Raw genomic sequence first — 17,842 nt, 5'->3', positions numbered from 1 at the left:
CAGATGGAAACACTGAAAAAGAACATCCTTGCCGGCAGCCTTTCGCCGGTCTATTTTTTTCACGGACCGGAAAGTTATCTGAAGGAGGAGTTCACGGCGCTCATAAAAAGCGCGGCATTTCCTGACGAAGCTGAAGCGGCGGCCAACACCCGCGTCGTGTACGGACCCGACACCTCCCTCGGTGAACTCGTTGCCCTCGCCTCAGAGTACCCGATGTTCACCCCGCGCCAGCTCATCGTCGTCCGTCAGTTCGACAAGATCAAGAAGCCGGCAGGAAAAGACCAGCAGAAACAGCATGAGATGAAGTTTGCCGGCTACATGAAAAACCCGGCGGAGTTCACCATCCTTGTTTTCGACGCCGAGCAGCTTGACAAAAAGGATGTGGACAAACCGCCCTACAGCCTCCTGAAATCGTTCCGGCACGACTTCCCCCTCCTGAAAACCCCCGACCTGTTCGCGGCCGCACGCGCCCATGAGGCGGGATGGGAGTTCGACCCCGAAGCGCTGAAGGCATTTACTGCTTACATACAGCCATCTTCGAGGGAGATCTGCCAGGAAATCGAAAAGCTGACCACCTACGCATCCTCACGCCAGGGCGAGCGACGCATCACGGCCGCAGACGTCTACGAGTGCGTCGGCATCTCGAAAACCTATAATGTCTTTGAACTGGAAAAAGCGGTAGCAGGAAGGAACCTCCGCCTCTCGAGCGGCATATCGCTGATGATCATGGAGCGCGAAGGACAGAAGGAAGGGCTCGGCAACATCGTCCGCTACCTTACAACCTTCTTCATGCGGCTGTGGAAAATAGCCCAGCCCGAAGTACGCGCCATGCCGCAGGGCGAGATTGCAAAAGTGCTGGGCATGTACGGCAGGCAGGAGTATTTCGTCAGAAGCTACATCTCATACGCCGGTGCGTTTTCCGCCATCCAGGCAGAACGGGCGATCACGGCACTGAAAGATACCGACGCTGCACTCAAGGGTCTTTCCCCATACCCTGACGAAAAGTACCTCCTGCTCCGCCTGATGCAGCAGCTCCTCGGCTGAAAACTTCCTGATAGATACCAGGGAGGTGGTCAGAACGGCACCTTCACCCCCGCTTCAAGAGAGAGCCGGTAGCTCTCCATGGAGCCCGCCGAACCGAGCACACCCGCCTTCAGCCAGTATACCGGGTCCAGCATGCCGCCGGCACGGTTCCCGACGGTGAGGCTACCGCCCCAGAGCACCGCTTCCGCTTCAGTCGAGAGTGTCACTGCGGGTAACGGGTACCGGACGGCATTCGTCGGGGAGCCATCGACCCGCACCGTTGCTTCAGCTACAAGGTACCAGCCCGGGCAGTCCGTGTTGAGGGTGAGTCCAAGAACCGCCAGACCGATAAGCCCATCCTCATCCTCGACCATAAGCGGCCCTGTCGAGAGCGGCGCAAGACCGAACCCGTCCACATGGCGCCAGACCGCCTGCAGCCGTGGTGAGAGCGCGAGACCCGCCCCGAGCCCCAGCTGCAGCTCCCCCTCCGCCGACACCATACGACTTCCGGTGGCGAGATGTTCGGGAGAGCTCGTCTCATAGTTCAGTGAAAGTTCATGGTACCCGAACACCGCAGCCACTTCCAGGCGGTACGAGCGCGGCCGGACCAGAAACGCATAGATCCCGCCGGAGTAATTGGTCCCCTCAACACCGCCGGCAGGGCGCCCCCCGGTCGAAACCACGCTGGCAGACTGCGTGCCGGTGCCCCCGAACACCCCCGCTCCCCGGTAAGACTTCGCGCCCGCTCCATACCAGAGGTCCCAGCCGAGCTGCACGAACCGGCTGGTGCCGTCAGTGAGGGTTCCGGCATCGCCGGAAAGCACTGTCCGGCTCCACGACTCACCTGCCCGGGTCCACCCCCCGCCGAACCCCGGCATAACGCCCGATGAGCCTCCGTAGGCCTTCCGGTCCGAAAAGCGCGGCACAAAATCCTCAAGCGGACCCGTAATAACCGGCATGAGCGCCTGCGCCGTCAGCGCATCATCATGAAGCCCGCTCACCCCGTAGTACCAGTCGGCCGATCCCGTAGCTTCCGCCACCACCATCACCCCGGCAACATAGGGGCCGTAATCGGTAGCATCCTGCACCACAAATGCATCAGCAGCAACAGCAGTGTCGGTATGAATGAGCAGTGAGGGCTCGGCAGCAGCAAACTCCGTCACCGAAGGGGCGATGGAAAGCAGCAGCGTGGTGGTACCGGAAACGGCACCAGACACCGAGAGCAGGTCCGCACTTCCGGCACCCACGTCCATGCCGACCGATCCCCCTCCTGTATAGTTGCCATCCACCGTGAGGACTCCATGGGCATTACCGTCGCGGAGCTCAATGAGCCCATGGTTCAGAAGGCTCCCCGCAATACGGTCACGGCCCCCTGCAGCGCCCGGGCGAAGGACAGCGCCCTCAAGCACCGAAACTTCACCGGAAAACGACCCTAACGCATCCATGCCGAGCGATGAGCCCGATCCTACATCAAGGTGCTCCCATCCCTGCATGGCGTCTGAGAACGACCCGCTCCATCCGCTGAACACCAGCCGGTCATCCCCCGTCCCGCCGTCAAGCGACGGCACACTTTGGATATCGGCAGTGCCGCTGAGCATCAGCGTGTCGTCGCCGTCACCAAGATAGACACCGCCGGTCAGCACTGCACCGCTTGCGAGCACAACCGTGTCGACCCGTTCTGTGGTGTTGTCGGTAAAACCACCCGTACCGTTGAACATGCCCGAACGGATGGCGTATGCCGACGCCCCCTCGGCATAGAGCGTACCTGTCACGTAGAGGTTCATCTCCGTCCAGGCCATAACAGCGGCAGAAGCTCCCGACGAGACGGCGCTGATCGAACCGGAGATATTTGCGGGGTCGGAGGAGGTAGTGCCATGGATGGTGCTGCCATAACAGTATAGGCCGGCTGCATCGGTCCCTGAAGCGGTTGCCTGTATCGTTCCGGAAATGTCTCCGCCAATGGAAATGGCCGATGCTGCCAGGACGCCGTATGCCTCATTGCCATCCAGAGCGCTCGCCGTGATGGTGCCGGAGATGTCGCCACCGACAGTCAGGCTTCCACCAAGGGTTAAACCGCAGGCATCATAGGTTCCAGCAGTTGAAGTGACTGCACCGCTTATATCGGTACCGACATACAGCGCGGACGCCTTAATCCCGTATGCGCTGTAGCTGCCGGCCACAGCAGTAATGGCGCCCGACAGACTGCCGCCGATTGTTGTCGCATTATCGGAGGAGATCCCGTACGCTCTGTATCCGGTGCCTGCAGTAACAGCAATGGTTCCGCTCAAGTCGCCCCCGATAGTTGCAGCACCGACGGCGCGGAGCCCATACGCATAATTGGTTTTGGCAGTTGCAGTAATAGATCCGGAAAGATTTCCGTCAACGGTAATCGACCCGTCACCGGCATGAATCCCGTATGAGTACCATGAACTGGTGGTGGTTGTCGTGAGGGCTGCCGCCATATCTCCAGAAATATGCACAGCACCCGTTGCGTTCTTTATTGCCGCAATCTTTGACCCTCCCGAAGCACTCACAACCATACCGTTCACCAACCCGCCCAAGGAGCTTTCTGAGGCGGCGAAAAGTGCCGTTCCGTTTATAAGCCCAGAATCGACAACACTGACCCCTCCGGCAGGGACAACAAACATCACCGGGTTCACCAGCGTCGGCAACGCGCTGCTTACCGTCACCGTGGGGGTGGAAAATGTAATCACATTGTCCACGTCGGAGGAAGCATTGATGCCATCGATTGCAGCACGGAGCGACCCCGGCACATTGTCGGCAGATTCGCTTACAACGAACTCCTTGGCATACACATCCTCGAAAATGCTCATGGCAAGGAAAAGAATCAGCCTCAGGATACGCCTTTTCATACACACTCCCGTTAAAGAATGGCGATGCCCATAAGGGGTTCAATTGGACAAACGCCCCCCCCTAAGCCGGTAGGCACCGGAAAGTAGATGAAGTAGCTCATTGCGTAGCAGCGCCTGATGGGTGAAACGGGCAAGGGTTCCCCGATGCATGGGAGGTGCAGGGAGGGCACGCGGGCCTGAAAAGGCTGCGTGGCAAGGATGTATGGTCAGGCGATCTTAACCGGACATTGCAGCCCGTGGTAGCGGAAGGTGGGTACTGGAGAGCGCCGGAACTCCTATACGCATGCTACAACAGATTGACAACCCCCGGAAACTTAATCAGTCGGCAGGGTCAGCCTGAAGCACAATACGCGTTTGAAGGTACATAGTGGTGCGGCTTCCTATAATGTGAAAATATAGGAAAAAAATGGATATACGCCAAAAACGAAGTATAAGTACCCGAAAGACGTCACAAGAGACCCTCCCGCCGGGCCCATGCAATGGTACCGGCAACCCCTTCCTCGGGAGTGATTTCAGACGTGAAGCCGAGCTCCTCAGCCGCCCGGCGCGGGGAAGAGACCCAGTAGTCCTGCAGGAGTTCGACCGCCTTGTCGCGATTGAGGATGGAAGTCCTGCCGATAACCGATGCCGCTTTACCGGCAAGGGTGCCAAGCAGCATGACGGCAGGTGCCGGCAGCGAAATGCGCAGCACATTCCGGAGTCCCAATGCGGGGCGGGCGGCGGCCACGACCCCGTCCCAGGACCAGGGCGCGGAAGAGGTTATATTATAAATACGGCCGCTCGGGGACTCAGCGCGGGCTGCCATCATGATGCCGCGGACCAGGTCATCCACATGGATCATGCTGAAGCGCTGGCGGCCTGCATTGCCGGCGGTAACCAGCAACCCTTTCCGGAGCATCTGGAACACCTGCAGCACATCACGGTCACCGGGGCCGTAGACGGCCGGAGGCCGGAGGATGGTCAGAGGGACGTCGCCCGCGAACTCCAGCGCCGCCTCTTCGCCACGGAGTTTGCTGCGCCCGTATGCGCTGACGGGGTGCGGAGCGTCCTCTTCCCGGGCACCCTCAATACCTTCTCTTGCAGGCCCGGCGGCGGCAAGAGATGAAACCAGAACGAAACGCCGAAGCCCGGGGTTGTGCTGTCGTACAGCAAGCAGGAGGTTCCTGACGGGAAGCACGTTGCCCTCGTCAAAAGCGGACTCATGCGCTGCCTTGGTCACCCCGGCGAGATGAATGATCCGGTCCACACCGCTGAGGGCGCGATGAAGCGCCTGAGGGTCCAGAAAGTCTGCCCGAACGGCTTCGACACCATCCGGCATATCGCGCACGGGACTTTCAGGACGGAGCAGCACCCGCACCCTTTCGCCGCGAAGGGAGGGATGAACGAGCATCCTTCGCCCGATGAATCCTGTAGAGCCCGTTACCAGTATTGTTTCAGCCATAAGCTTGTGGAGGGTTCGTGGTCCGTAAAAAAACAGGGCTCCACGGTATCAGAAAAAATAAAAATTTTAATACATTTCGGTTTCTGGGCATCTTACCCCCATACTGAAACCCGGTCACCGAAAGAAACACAAAAAGCGACGGCCGCAAAAACGAGAAATTCCAGCTTTGCCCGTAACAGCTGAAGCAAATTTACATCACTGTGGAGAAACCCAAAGATCTTTTCAAGAAATGCTTTGACTTCACCCTTGCCGATGAAGTGAAGGCCCAGGGCGTTTATCCGTTCTTCCACCCCATAGACGAAAACGAAGGCCCGGTCGTATCATTCGGCGGCCGCAAGCTGGTGATGGCCGGCTCCAACAACTACCTCGGCCTGACCTCCGACCCCAGAGTCAAGGCTTCCTCCATTGCCGCCATCGAGAAATACGGAACCAGCTGCAGCGGATCGCGCTACATGACCGGCACCGTCACACTCCACATCGAACTTGAGGAACAGCTGGCGGACTTTTTCGAAAAGGAACGCTGCCTGCTCTTCAGCACCGGCTACCAGACCGGCCAGGGCATCATTCCAACCCTCGTGCAGCGAGGTGAATACATAGTCTCCGACCGCGACAACCATGCAAGCCTCGTGGCGGCCTCCATCATGGCACAGGGCGGAGGGGCCAACCTCGTCCGTTACAACCATAACAACATGGACGACCTCGAACGGGTCCTCCAGAAGATCCCGGACAACGCAGGACGCATGATCGTCTCCGACGGTGTGTTCTCCGTTTCTGGTGAAATCGTTGACCTTCCGCGCCTCGTTGAGCTCGCAAAGAAATACAACGCCCGTATCGTCATCGACGACGCCCACGCTGTCGGCGTGATCGGCCAAGGCGGCAGGGGCACCCCGTCCGAGTTCGATCTCGTGGATGATGTCGACCTCATCATGGGCACCTTCTCGAAAACCTTCGGTTCGCTCGGCGGATACGTTGTCGGCGACGACAAGGTGATCGACTACATCAAGCACAACGCATCTTCCCTCATCTTCAGCGCCTCGCCGACCCCGGCAAGCGTTGCGGCAGTACTCACGACCCTCAAGATCATCCGCGAGCAGCCGGAACTGATGGCGCGCCTCGTCTCGAACACCGACTATGTCCGTCAGGGACTACTGAAGGCGGGCTTCAAGCTCATGCCTTCGCGCACCGCCATCGTCACCGTACTCATCAGCGACCAGATGAAGACCCTCTACTTCTGGAAGAGGCTCTTTGAAGCAGGCGTGTATGTGAACGCATTCATCCGCCCCGGCGTCATGCCCGGTCACGAAGCGCTCCGCACAAGCTTCATGGCCACCCATGAGAAGGAGCACCTCGACAAGGTCATCACTGAATTCTGCACCATCGGCAAAGAGCTCGGCGTGATCTAAGGAACAAGGAAGGAACAGACTGAAGTCCACATAAGACCAGCAAACCCCCGATATCATCGGGGGTTCTTTTTTTACCACCCGAACCACCCGCTGTTACGCCGTAACTTGCATTTAATGATAAAGTTTCCGTAACTTTCACAATTACCCATATGATGCGATGCCGAACAGGTACGACTGACGATTGATAGGCTTTTGTGATGATGTTCAGGGGTTTTCCTAACACACACAACACACACAGCCATGAAATCAACCAAGACACGGGTGCGTTCATTTACCCGTATCGTAGCGACAGCATGGTGCATGCTGGCGTTTCTGGTACCGCTGACCTCCTACGGCGCGGATACCGGAACAGTGAAGGGCCAAGTCACCGACAGGGCTGACGGAGAGGGCGTCTACGGCGCAACCGTCACCATCGGCGGCACCACCATCAGCACCGCGACCGACATGGACGGGAACTTCACCCTCCGGAACGTCCCCGCAGCAACCCAGAAACTCTCCGTCTCCATCGTAGGCTACGCACCTGCATCGCAGGTAGTGACGGTCGGCGCAGATGCAACAGCAACAGCCAACATTTCTCTCGGCCAGACAACCATCATGGCCTCCGAGGTCGTGGTCGGCGCAGCCATGTACAGCCAGGACCGACTTGATGTGCCTGTGACTGTCAACGTAATAAACAAAGAGACAATCAAGGAAGAGCCAAACCCGACGCTTGACGGACTGATTGAATCGGTACCAGGCGTAGTGGTATCCCGCGCAGGCGGACAAACCGCTTCTCAGGTACAGATACGTGGCTCAAACACCTATCAAGGAGGTGGCATTGCCACTAGGGTAAATGCTTTCTACGACGGCTTTCCAATCAATGCTCCACAGTCAAACGAAATCGTCTGGCAGACCGCCAGTATGAACTCAGTGGACAACATTGAGGTATTAAAAGGCTCTGCAGCAACGTTGTACGGATCAGCTGCAATGGGCGGCGTAGTAAGCGTCACAGGGCATCTTGCCGATAAGGAGGAAATTCTCGCCGGGTCGAGCATGGGATTCTATGACGCTCCCCCGTCCGGAGACCAAAGCACATACAGGGAAAGCTATACACCAATCTTCTGGAGTAGCTATTTCGGCTATGGCAACAAACAGGGCAAATGGCGCTATAGCTTGATGTACACTCATAGCGATGACAACGGATATCGGGAGAACAACGGATATTATCTGAACGACTTTAAACTCAAAGCCCGGTACGATATCGACGCAACTCAGTACCTTCAGATTTCGAGTATTTATAACGACACCGAAGGAGGCTACCAGTACCAATGGCCTGATGCCGCGCACGCTTACGATACATACAGTGCGAAATATGCCGTAGCAAGAACCTATCGGACGAATGCACTTGCTGGCTTGAACTATGTCAAGCTTTTCGATGACAACATCTCACTCGACACAAGAACCTACTATACGTTCAACTCTACCAGAAACGAGTATCCGACCACGTCAACTTTCAACAGAACCTATGCGGACAGAGGTGGCATCGGCACGAAACTCGACTGGCGGCTGAACGATGACCACCGCCTTCTCGTTGGCGTGGACGCGAATCTGGTAAAGGTCACATCATCACTGCTTTTCACGACTAACAGTTCTTATGATGATGAACAAGAGCAAAACTTCGCATCATTCATTCAGGATGAATGGAAAATCACCAACAAGCTTACCGCGCTAGGCTCGGTTCGCTACGACTGGAGCGGCATCAATGCCGATGCCGTCAGCTATAATGCGATTACAAGCGTTTTTACCCCGACAACTCCGACAACCTCTCAAATCAAAAATAAGTCGGTTGATGCCATCAGCCCCCGTGTCGCACTTAACTACAAGGCAACGGAAAAGATGAGCCTCAGGGGATCTTGGGGTCAAAGTTTCAGAGCCCCATCCATATATGAACGCTTTGTTACGGATGCCGGTGGATACGGAGCGGTTTATCCTAACGGCGACTTAAACAAAGAGACAATGACCGCTTATGAACTGGGAGTATTCAACCAGATTAGTGACAACATTTCTGTTGATGTTGTTGGATTCATCAATGACTACAAAGATATGATTGAATCCGTCCAGATTGGAACGTACACTTACTACGGAGGGACAACATCTCCCATATACCAATACAAGAACATCCCAAAGGCCCGCATTTGGGGCATCGAAACCAACCTCAATGTACGCCCAGTCGATGAGGTAAACGTCAACTTGGCATACACCTATATGAATGCCAAGCATCAATCATTGGGATCAATGTATACCCCGGGCAGCCTCATGTACAACATCAACTATGCCAACCCAGATCCGGAATGGCTCCCATACCGCCCGGAACACATGGCCTCAGCCAGTGTCAACTGGAAAGCGACCAAAGACTTGGCATTGAATGTAAACGGAAGGTATCTCAGCAAATACAAAAACATCAGCTCAGAAACGAATGTTGCCGGCATCAACTATCCTGGAAACTATGTTGTGTTCAATCTTGGTACGAAGTACCAGTTCACACAGAGCGTTTCCGGCACACTTGCTTGCAATAATCTTTTCAATGAACAATATGAAGAGATAGTGAACTTCCGCGCCCCCGGCCGCAGCTACGTGCTGGGAGTAGATTTCTCGTACTGAGCAGTATCGGGAACGATCCTCCGGGATTCCCGTGTTCTTCTATCTTCATCAAGCCAGCCCTTCCGCTACGGAGGGGCTGGCTTTTTAACTGTTAGCAATCGTCGCAGGATTTTGTTACATTTCCGAGTCCTGTACAACCACATTCACAGCACATCTTCAGTTACTTTTATGCACGATAAAATCAGAATCGCAGCAGTCGTCGGGATGGAGCAATGCAACCAGAGGGTCTGGCGCGAGGTCAGTGACATGATATCCGCCCATGCTGAACTGACCCAATGGACCGATCAGGATCTCGAACACCAGAACCCCGAAGCCGCAGAAGCGATCCGCAATGCGGACTGCGTTTTCACCACCCTCATCCAGTTCAAGGGACAGGCCGACTGGCTCGACGAGCAGCTGAAAGCCTCGAAGGTCAAGACCGTGTTTGCCTATGAGTCGATGCCTGAAGTGATGCAGATGACGAAGGTGGGTACGTACGTGGTATCAGGAGACGGCGGAGGCATGCCGGACATCGTGAAGAAAGTTGCCAAGATGCTGGTTAAGGGCCGCGACGAAGACGCGCTCTATGGCTACATGAAGCTGCTGAAGATCATGCGGACCATGCTGCCCTTGATCCCGAAGAAAGCAAAGGATTTCAAGAACTGGATGCAGGTCTATACCTACTGGATGCATCCGACCGCGGAGAACCTCGCCGGGATGTTCAACTACATCATGGCCGAGTACTTCGAAGTGGGCGTGAAGGCCGAGAAGGTGCAGGAGGTCCCCACCATGGGCTTCTACCATCCCGACGCCCCGGAATACATGAAAGATCTGCACCACTATGAAAAGTGGCTGCACAAACACGACAAGGCATCAGCCAAACGTCGCAACATCGCCATGCTCTTCTTCCGCAAGCACCTGTTGCAGGAGAAGGAATATATCGACAACACCATCCGCGCCATCGAGTCACGGGGCCTCAATCCCCTGCCGGTGTTCGTGATGGGTGTGGAAGGACATGTGGCTGCAAGAGAGTGGTTTACGCATGGCAATGTCGACATGCTCGTCAATATGATGGGATTCGGGTTCGTCGGCGGTCCTGCCGGCGCGACCACCCCGGGAGCCTCGGCCGCTGCGCGTGACGAGATCCTCCAGAAAATCGACGCACCCTACGTTGTGGCCCAGCCGCTCTTCATCCAGGATGTGAATTCATGGAAGAAAGAGGGCGTGGTACCGCTGCAGTCGGCCATGACCTACTCGCTTCCCGAAATGGACGGCGCGGTCTGTCCCGTCGTGCTCGGCGCCATCAAGGACGGCCGCCTGCACACGGTGCAGGACCGCCTCGACCGCCTCTCCCTCATTGCAAAGAAGTTCTCTGACCTCCGCCACATGCCGAACAGCGAGAAGAAAGTCGCGTTCGTGGTCTACGACTACCCGCCCGGCATGGGCAAGAAAGCAAGCGCGGCACTGCTCGACGTACCAAAGAGCGTCTACGCCATGCTCCTGAAACTGAAAGACGAGGGGTACAATGTCGGCGAGCTCCCGGAATCACCGGAAGCCATGCTCGCCATGCTTGATCGCGCCACCGACTACGAAATCCAGGCCCACGAGCAGGACTGCTTCTCGATCGACCGCGAAATCTTCAACCGCATCACCACCGACCGCGAGCGCGAGCGTATCGAAGGCCGCTGGAACGGGTTCCCGGGTGACATCGTCCCCGTCGGACCGGACCGGCTGTTCATCGGCGGCATCCAGTTCGGCAACGTGTTCATCGGTGTGCAGCCGCGCCTCGGCATACAGGGCGACCCGATGCGCCTGCTCTTCGACAAGGAGAACACCCCGCACCACCAGTACATCGCATTCTACCGCTGGATCAGCCGTGAGTTCGGGGCCAACGCAATGATTCATGTCGGCATGCACGGCACCGTTGAATGGATGCCCGGCCTGCAGCTCGGCGTCACCGGTGACTGCTGGCCCGATGCGCTGCTCGGCGAGGTTCCGCATTTCTACATCTACCCGATAAACAACCCCAGCGAAGCCAACATCGCCAAGCGCCGCGGGTATGCGACCATGATTTCGCACAACATCCCCCCGCTTGCCCGCGCCGGCCTCTACAAGGAGCTGCCCGCGTTCAAGGAGATGCTGAACGACTACAGGGAGCGCGGCCTCGAGAAAATCGTCGACGTGGAGACCGAAGAGGCCATCATCGACAAGGCCCGCCAGCTCAACCTGACCGACGACTGCCCGAGGGTTGAGGGTGAAGCGTTCCAGGAGTACATCAGCCGCCTCTACACCTACATGATGGAGCTTGAGGGTCGACTGATCTCCAATTCGCTGCACGTGTTCGGCGCAACCCCCCAGCTTGAGACCCAGGTGACCACCATCACCGAGTACCTGAAGGTGCGCGGCAACGAGAAATCACTGCCCTCCATCATCCTGCAGGCCATCGGCGAAAACGGAACCTACGGCGACTACGCAACCCTCGCCACCCGGGCAAGGAAAGGCGAGTCAGCCGCCATGCAGGTACGCGAACGGGTGGACGGACATACCCGCGACTTCATTTCCGGAACCATTTTCGAACGCGGCAATCCGGCATCGGTGTTCAGCACCCTGACCGGAGGAGCGCAGGTTTCAAAAGAGATGGCTGAAGCCATCAACGAATCGCTGAAAGAGGGTCTTGCGATGAAAACCGCCCTTGAGGACAACAGCGGAGAGATGCGTAGCTTCGTGCATGCGCTCTCCGGCGGGTACCTCCCCTCGGGCCCCGGCGGCGACCTTGTACGCGACGGCGCAGGCATTCTGCCTACCGGACGCAACATCCACGCCATCGACCCGTGGCGCATTCCTTCCGAACTGGCTTTCAAACGCGGCAAGCAGATTGCCGACAGCATCCTGCAGCGCCATGTGGAAGAGAACAACGGCGAGTACCCCGAAAGCATCGCCCAGGTTCTCTGGGGCCTCGACACCATCAAGAGCAAGGGTGAAGCCGTCGCGGTGATCATCCACCTGATGGGAGCCGAACCGGCATACGATGCACAGGGCAAGATCAGCCACTACGCGCTCATTCCGCTCGCAAAGCTCAAGAGGCCGCGCATCGACGTGCTCATCCAGATCAGCTCCATCTTCCGCGACACCTTCGGCGTGCTCGTCGACCATCTCGACAAGCTGGTGAAGGATGCCGCCAAGGCTGATGAGACCCATGAGATGAACCACATCAAGAAACATGTCGACATCGCCATGCAGAACGGCGCCGACTTCGAAGCCGCAACTTCACGCCTCTTCACCCAGGCTCCCGGCTCATATGGTTCACAGGTCGAAGAGCTGGTGGAAGACTCGGCATGGGAAACGGAGCAGGACCTCGACGACATGTTCGTCAAACGCACCGGATTCGCATACGGCGGAAACCGCTATGGCGACCAGCAGACCGACATCCTGAAAGGCCTGCTCGGCACCGTCGACCGGGTGGTGCAGCAGGTCGACTCCGCGGAGTTCGGTATTTCCGACATCGACCGCTACTTCTCCTCCTCCGGAGCGCTGCAGCTCTCCGCACGCCGCCGCAACCCGAAGGGCGACAACGTGAAGCTCAACTATGTGGAGACCTTTACGGCGGACGTGAAGATCGACGACGCAGACAAGGCACTGAAGGTCGAGTTCCGCACGAAGCTCCTCAACCCGAAATGGTTCGAGACGATGCTCGAGCAGGGCCACAGCGGAGCCGCCGAAATCAGCAACCGCTTCACCTACATGCTCGGCTGGGACGCCGTCACCAAGGGTGTCGACGACTGGGTCTACAAAGAAGCCGCAGAGACCTACGCCTTCGACCCGAACATGCGCGACCGGCTCATGAAGGCGAACCCCAAGGCATTCAAGAACATCGTCGGCCGCATGCTCGAAGCAAGCGGACGCGGCATGTGGAACGCCGATCCGGACATGATCGACAAGCTCCAGGAGATATACTCCGACCTTGAAGACCGTCTGGAAGGCATCGAGGTATAAGCGAACTGCCGGGCCCACTGAAAGGGGCCCGGTTTCGTTTTTAGCGGCAGGCATGGTATATTGGCTCTTAATACCATCCATCGATGCCGACACGCAGACCGAACATTTTCAGGAGCGCATGGCGCTTTTTCGAGATCCTCCTCTTCTTCGGGATCTCTGTGCTCGGATTCGGCCTTCTCTTCAAAACCAGCACCTTCGGATCCCGCTCGAAAGAAAAGGTCCGCCAGCAGCATGCAGCCACCGCCGCTGCGTTTGAAGCAACCCTGCTCTCCCGTGCGGCCACACTGCAGCCGGAATGCCTGGTGCTCTCTCTTCAGGAAGCGCTGTCTTCCAGCGTGATCCCGACGCATGCTGAACAAACAGAACCCGGCACCCGAACCTCAGCTGTAACGACCGGGACCACCATTATCCCTCAGGCGCACCCGGCCCTTACCCGTATCCCCGCGTTTCGAAGAGCAATCGCCCTCCCGGCGAACCTCCTGCAGGAAAACCCTGTCCTTTTGATCTGATCCCCTCCCGCGCCTCACTCCACAGGGCATCATCGCCCGCAGCAATGGAGACAGGCACACCATTCCGAGACCATAAATGAATGCGGCCCGCATGCGGCCATCATGTTTATTTACCGGCAGTATCTATGCATTTCGTATTTCTGACTATGGAAGCCACCAACACCGGTACGCTGAGGGCAGCGGCCGGCGAGTTGAACCGCCGCTTCAAGACCGACCTTGAGGTATCGGTGTTCAGCCTCGGCCTCCACAACAGCCCCCAGCTCTGGGAAGAGCTCCGCGGTGCACTCCCCCGGGCTGACTTCGTGTTCGGCTCCATGCTCTTCAGCGAAGAGATTGTGCGTCCGCTTGAAATGCTGCTAGAACCGCTCTCCTGCCCGGTCTGCATGATTACGAGCAACCCCGCGCTCGTGAACCAGACGCGTCTCGGCCGCTTTTCCCTCAGGAAGCCAAAAAAGGAAGAGGAGAGACCTCCGGGATTTTTCAAGCAGTGGACAGACAAGCTCAAGCCGAAACACAGCGGCGGCGAAAGCCAGCGCCAGCTTGCGCTTGTGCGCAACGCCAGCCGGCTCCTGAAGCATCTGCCCGGAAAAGCGCGCGACATCCACACCTTCATTTCCGCGCACCAGTTCTGGCTGAACGGATCGAGAGAGAACATGGAAGGGTTCCTTTCGCTCCTCATAGACCGCTACGCCGAAGGATGGAAAGGCAAGCTGCCGCAGTCCGATCCCCTCTTCTACCCCGATACGGCGCTCTTCCATCCCGACTCGAATGAAGAGTTCCAGAGTGCGCACGAGTTCCTCGAGTGGCAGAAGAAGCACCGCCCGGAACTCGTAAAAGGGCCGGTGGCCATCCTCACGATGCGCTCGACCGTGCTCAGCCGCAACATGGACCATATCGAGTACCTGCTCCGCTCCTTTGAAGAAAAGGGCATCAAAACCTGCCTCGCATACACCGGAGGGCTCGACTTCCGCCCCGCCCTCAGCCGGTTCTTCCATCCCGAGATTCCGGGCGCCATCCGTCCGGCACTCCTTATAAACGCAACAGGGTTTTCACTTGTCGGGGGTCCGGCCGAGAACCGTGCCCAGGATGCCGTCGACATGCTCCGCCAGCTTGACGTCCCCTGCCTGAACCTCATACCGCTCTCTTTCCAGCCCGTGGAGCAGTGGAAGGAAGGCAGTCTCGGGCTCACGCCCCTCCAGACCGCACTCAGCGTTTCCGTTACCGAACTTGACGGGACCATCGAGCCGCAGGTCTATGCCGGCACCGGGGCCTCGAGCGACCGCAGCCTGCCCCTCAAGCCAGAAATCCGGCTCATCACCGGGCGTATAGAGCGGTTCCTCCGGCTCAAGGCGGCAACGAACGCAGAAAAGAAGGTTGCAATCGTTCTCTTCAACTTCCCGCCGAACCTCGGCAACGCAGGCACGGCAGCCTTTCTCAATGTCTTTGAGAGCCTTCATCGCCTGCTGCTGAAAATGCAGGCAGAAGGGTACAGCGTTGACGTCCCACCATCCGTTGAGGCACTCAGGAACCGCCTGCTGGAAGGCAACCGCCTCATCTACGGCACAGACGGCAATGTCGGTGCCCACCTCCCGGTAGAGGACTACCGGCGCCTGTTTCCTGCATATGAAGAGATCGAAGCGTTCTGGGGCGATGCGCCGGGCGAGATCCTCAACGACCGCAGGCAGTTCCACATCCTCGGCTGCCAGCTCGGCAACATCTTCATCGGCCAGCAGCCGAGCTTCGGCTATGAACGAGACCCGATGCGCCTCCTCATGGCAAAAGACGCCGCACCGAACCATGCATTCGCAGCCTTCTACACCTGGCTCGAGCACCAGTTCCAGGCCGATGCGGTGGTCCACTTCGGTACGCACGGGGCACTGGAGTTCATGCCAGGCAAACAGGTAGGGCTCAGTGCGTCCTGCTGGCCGAAACGGCTGATCGGCGCTCTGCCGAACTTCTACTGCTATTCGGTCAACAACCCGAGCGAAGGCGCCATCGCCCGACGCCGCGGCATGGCCACCCTTGTGAGCTATCTGGCTCCGCCACTGGAACAGGCCGGTCTCTATCGGGAGCTCCGCAAGCTCGGGGACCTTGTTGCCGCATGGCGCGCCGCCCCATCAGGCGAGCTTGCAATGGAAATCCGCGAACTCGCCCGTCTGGCCGACATTGAAGCAGGAGACGAGGGGGTGGAGGACGAAGCATACATTACACGCCTTGCAAGCGAACTCTATCTGATTGAAGAGCGCATGATCCCGCTCGGCCTGCATATCATGGGCGAGGCTCCATCTCCCGACAGCCTTGCCGACCAGCTGGCCCTCATCGCCTCGCACCCGCAGGCGTCGCTGGAGGGCAAGTCGCTTCCCGAAATCATCGCAGGAAAGCTCCATCTGGACTACCACGCACTCGAGGAACAAAAAAATACCGAAAGCAAGGCACAGCAGGAGTGGCAGGAACTCCACGCCATCAGCCGTGAGGCCGTGCGGCGCTTCACCGGCCGGATTACCCGAGAGACCGGCCGGGAACGCAACATCCCGGTCCGGGACCTTCTGGAGGGCAGCATGGCGGTAAGGGCGGCTGAAGCCGATAGGTACCTTGGCGGAAAAGCCGGACTCAAGGCCGGCGAACTGCATGGCTTCTGGAGCTTCCTGCAGGAGATCATACTGAACCTTTCGCTCAACACCGAGCTGGAGTCCCTGCTCCGGGCTCTCGACGGGCGCTACGTCCTTCCCTCTCCGGGAAACGACCTCGTCCGCGACCCGGGGGTGGTGCCCACCGGCCGCAACATCCACAGCCTCGACCCCTACGCCATGCCATCCATGCAGGCCGCCAGGGCAGGCCGGCAGTCGGCTGAAGAACTGTTGCGGCAGTACCGCCTGGAACACGGGGCATACCCGCAGTCCATAGCGCTCGTGCTCTGGGGAACCGACAACCTCAAGAGCGGAGGAGAGGGCGTTGCCCAGGCGCTCACACTCTTAGGCGCACGAACAAAAACCGACGAACTCGGCAAGATCGGCGACGTGGAGCTCATCGGGCTCGAGGAACTGGGCAGGCCGCGCATCGACACGGTAATGACCGTCAGCGGCATCTTCAGGGACCTTCTGTCGGTGCAGGTCCGCCTGCTCGACCGCGCGGCACGTCTTGCCGCCGCGGCGGACGAACCTTTGGAGATGAACTTCATCCGCAAACACGTGCTGCAGGAGATCGAGGAGCGGGGGTGCAGCTTCCTGGAGGCATCGAACCGCCTTTACTCGAACGCACCGGGCAGCTACGGCGCCAATGTAAACCACCTTGTTGAAAGCAGTTCATGGGAAGGGGACGATGAACTGGCCGAGGCGTTCACATCGAGAAAAGGGTTCGCGCTGACTCCCCGTGGCGAGTGGACTGAAAGCCCGGACGCGCTGCGTTCAGCCCTGAAGCATGTGAACCTTGCCTACCAGAATATCGACAGCGCCGAAATCGGCATTTCGGATATTGACCATTATTATGAGTATCTTGGCGGAGTGTCGAAAACGGTGGAGCGCCTCACAAGTGCCAGACCCGCCATCATGGTCGGCGACAGCAGCGGAACGGGTGGCCGGCAGCGGATAACCTCCCTTGAGAAAATGGTGTCGCTTGAAGCACGCACCAAGCTGCTCAACCCGAAGTGGTACGAAGCCATGCTCAGCCAGGGGTATGAAGGGGTCCGGGAAATAGAAGCCCACCTTTCCAACACCTACGGCTGGAGCGCGACGGCCTCGGCAGTGGAGAACTGGACATACAGTAGGGTCAGCGAGACCTACCTGCAGGATCCCGAAATGGCTGCACGGCTGAAAGAGCTCAACCCGCATGCAACCATGGCAATGGCAGGCCGGCTCCTGGAAGCCAATTCACGGGGGTTCTGGCAGGCCGATGAAGGCACACTGGAAACCCTCAGAAACCTGTATGCCGATCTGGAATCGCGCATCGAAGGCGTCGAGGAAGAGAAGGCGTAATGAAAAACCT

General features: G+C 58.1%; 8 protein-coding genes. 6 read left to right on the top strand and 2 right to left on the bottom strand.

Annotation, left to right across the window (positions count from 1 at the left end):
• The first annotated feature begins 3 nt into the window (after positions 1 to 3).
• Positions 4 to 1,044 carry a DNA polymerase III subunit delta gene (holA, locus tag A3K90_RS09610; protein WP_303682398.1) on the top strand — a complete coding sequence of 347 codons (1,041 nt, stop codon included), beginning with the start codon at positions 4 to 6 and terminating at the stop codon, positions 1,042 to 1,044.
• A 29-nt stretch (positions 1,045 to 1,073) separates the two neighbouring features.
• Here the strand turns inward: holA and A3K90_RS09605 are convergent, their stop codons facing one another.
• Together A3K90_RS09605 and A3K90_RS09600 are read right to left on the bottom strand one after the other, a co-directional pair.
• The gene (locus tag A3K90_RS09605) at positions 1,074 to 3,896 is read right to left on the bottom strand and encodes an autotransporter outer membrane beta-barrel domain-containing protein (RefSeq protein WP_303682397.1); all 2,823 of its coding nucleotides are present in this window, start codon (positions 3,894 to 3,896) and stop codon (positions 1,074 to 1,076) included.
• A gap of 448 nt (positions 3,897 to 4,344) precedes the next feature.
• A complete protein-coding gene (locus A3K90_RS09600) occupies positions 4,345 to 5,337 on the bottom strand; it encodes an NAD(P)-dependent oxidoreductase (protein ID WP_303682396.1) in 993 nt (330 codons plus the stop codon).
• Positions 5,338 to 5,537: 200 nt separating this feature from the next.
• On the opposite strand from A3K90_RS09600, the gene A3K90_RS09595 reads away from it, so the two are divergent.
• The 5 genes from A3K90_RS09595 (at position 5,538) to A3K90_RS09575 (ending at position 17,832) form a co-directional block, all read left to right on the top strand.
• On the top strand, positions 5,538 to 6,740 hold the full coding sequence (locus A3K90_RS09595) for a pyridoxal phosphate-dependent aminotransferase family protein (RefSeq protein ID WP_303682395.1): 1,203 nt from the start codon (positions 5,538 to 5,540) through the stop codon (positions 6,738 to 6,740).
• Between the two features lie 240 nt (positions 6,741 to 6,980).
• Positions 6,981 to 9,380: a TonB-dependent receptor gene (locus A3K90_RS09590; protein ID WP_303682394.1), complete on the top strand. Its 2,400-nt coding sequence runs from the start codon at positions 6,981 to 6,983 to the stop codon at positions 9,378 to 9,380.
• Between the two features lie 168 nt (positions 9,381 to 9,548).
• On the top strand, positions 9,549 to 13,352 hold the full coding sequence (gene bchH / locus A3K90_RS09585; protein WP_303682393.1) for a magnesium chelatase subunit H: 3,804 nt from the start codon (positions 9,549 to 9,551) through the stop codon (positions 13,350 to 13,352).
• Positions 13,353 to 13,435: 83 nt separating this feature from the next.
• Positions 13,436 to 13,861, top strand: a complete 426-nt coding sequence (locus A3K90_RS09580) for a hypothetical protein (protein WP_303682392.1) — start codon at positions 13,436 to 13,438, stop codon at positions 13,859 to 13,861.
• 125 nt (positions 13,862 to 13,986) lie between these two features.
• Positions 13,987 to 17,832: a magnesium chelatase subunit H gene (locus A3K90_RS09575; protein ID WP_303682391.1), complete on the top strand. Its 3,846-nt coding sequence runs from the start codon at positions 13,987 to 13,989 to the stop codon at positions 17,830 to 17,832.
• The last annotated feature ends 10 nt before the right edge of the window (positions 17,833 to 17,842 follow it).

Source organism: Pelodictyon luteolum (assembly GCF_001622165.1).
GTDB lineage: Bacteria > Bacteroidota > Chlorobiia > Chlorobiales > Chlorobiaceae > Chlorobium > Chlorobium luteolum_B.
This window is presented reverse-complemented; position numbering and strand designations above follow the sequence as displayed.

Bases quoted from the DNA above. Each gene is read 5' to 3' on its own strand.
- A3K90_RS09605 (WP_303682397.1), bottom strand. From the start codon at position 3,896: ATGAAAAGGCGTATCCTGAGGCTGATTCTTTTCCTTGCCATGAGCATT.
- holA (WP_303682398.1), top strand. From the start codon at position 4: ATGGAAACACTGAAAAAGAACATCCTTGCCGGCAGCCTTTCGCCGGTC.
- bchH (WP_303682393.1), top strand. From the start codon at position 9,549: ATGCACGATAAAATCAGAATCGCAGCAGTCGTCGGGATGGAGCAATGC.
- A3K90_RS09575 (WP_303682391.1), top strand. From the start codon at position 13,987: ATGCATTTCGTATTTCTGACTATGGAAGCCACCAACACCGGTACGCTG.
- A3K90_RS09590 (WP_303682394.1), top strand. From the start codon at position 6,981: ATGAAATCAACCAAGACACGGGTGCGTTCATTTACCCGTATCGTAGCG.
- A3K90_RS09580 (WP_303682392.1), top strand. From the start codon at position 13,436: ATGCCGACACGCAGACCGAACATTTTCAGGAGCGCATGGCGCTTTTTC.
- A3K90_RS09600 (WP_303682396.1), bottom strand. From the start codon at position 5,337: ATGGCTGAAACAATACTGGTAACGGGCTCTACAGGATTCATCGGGCGA.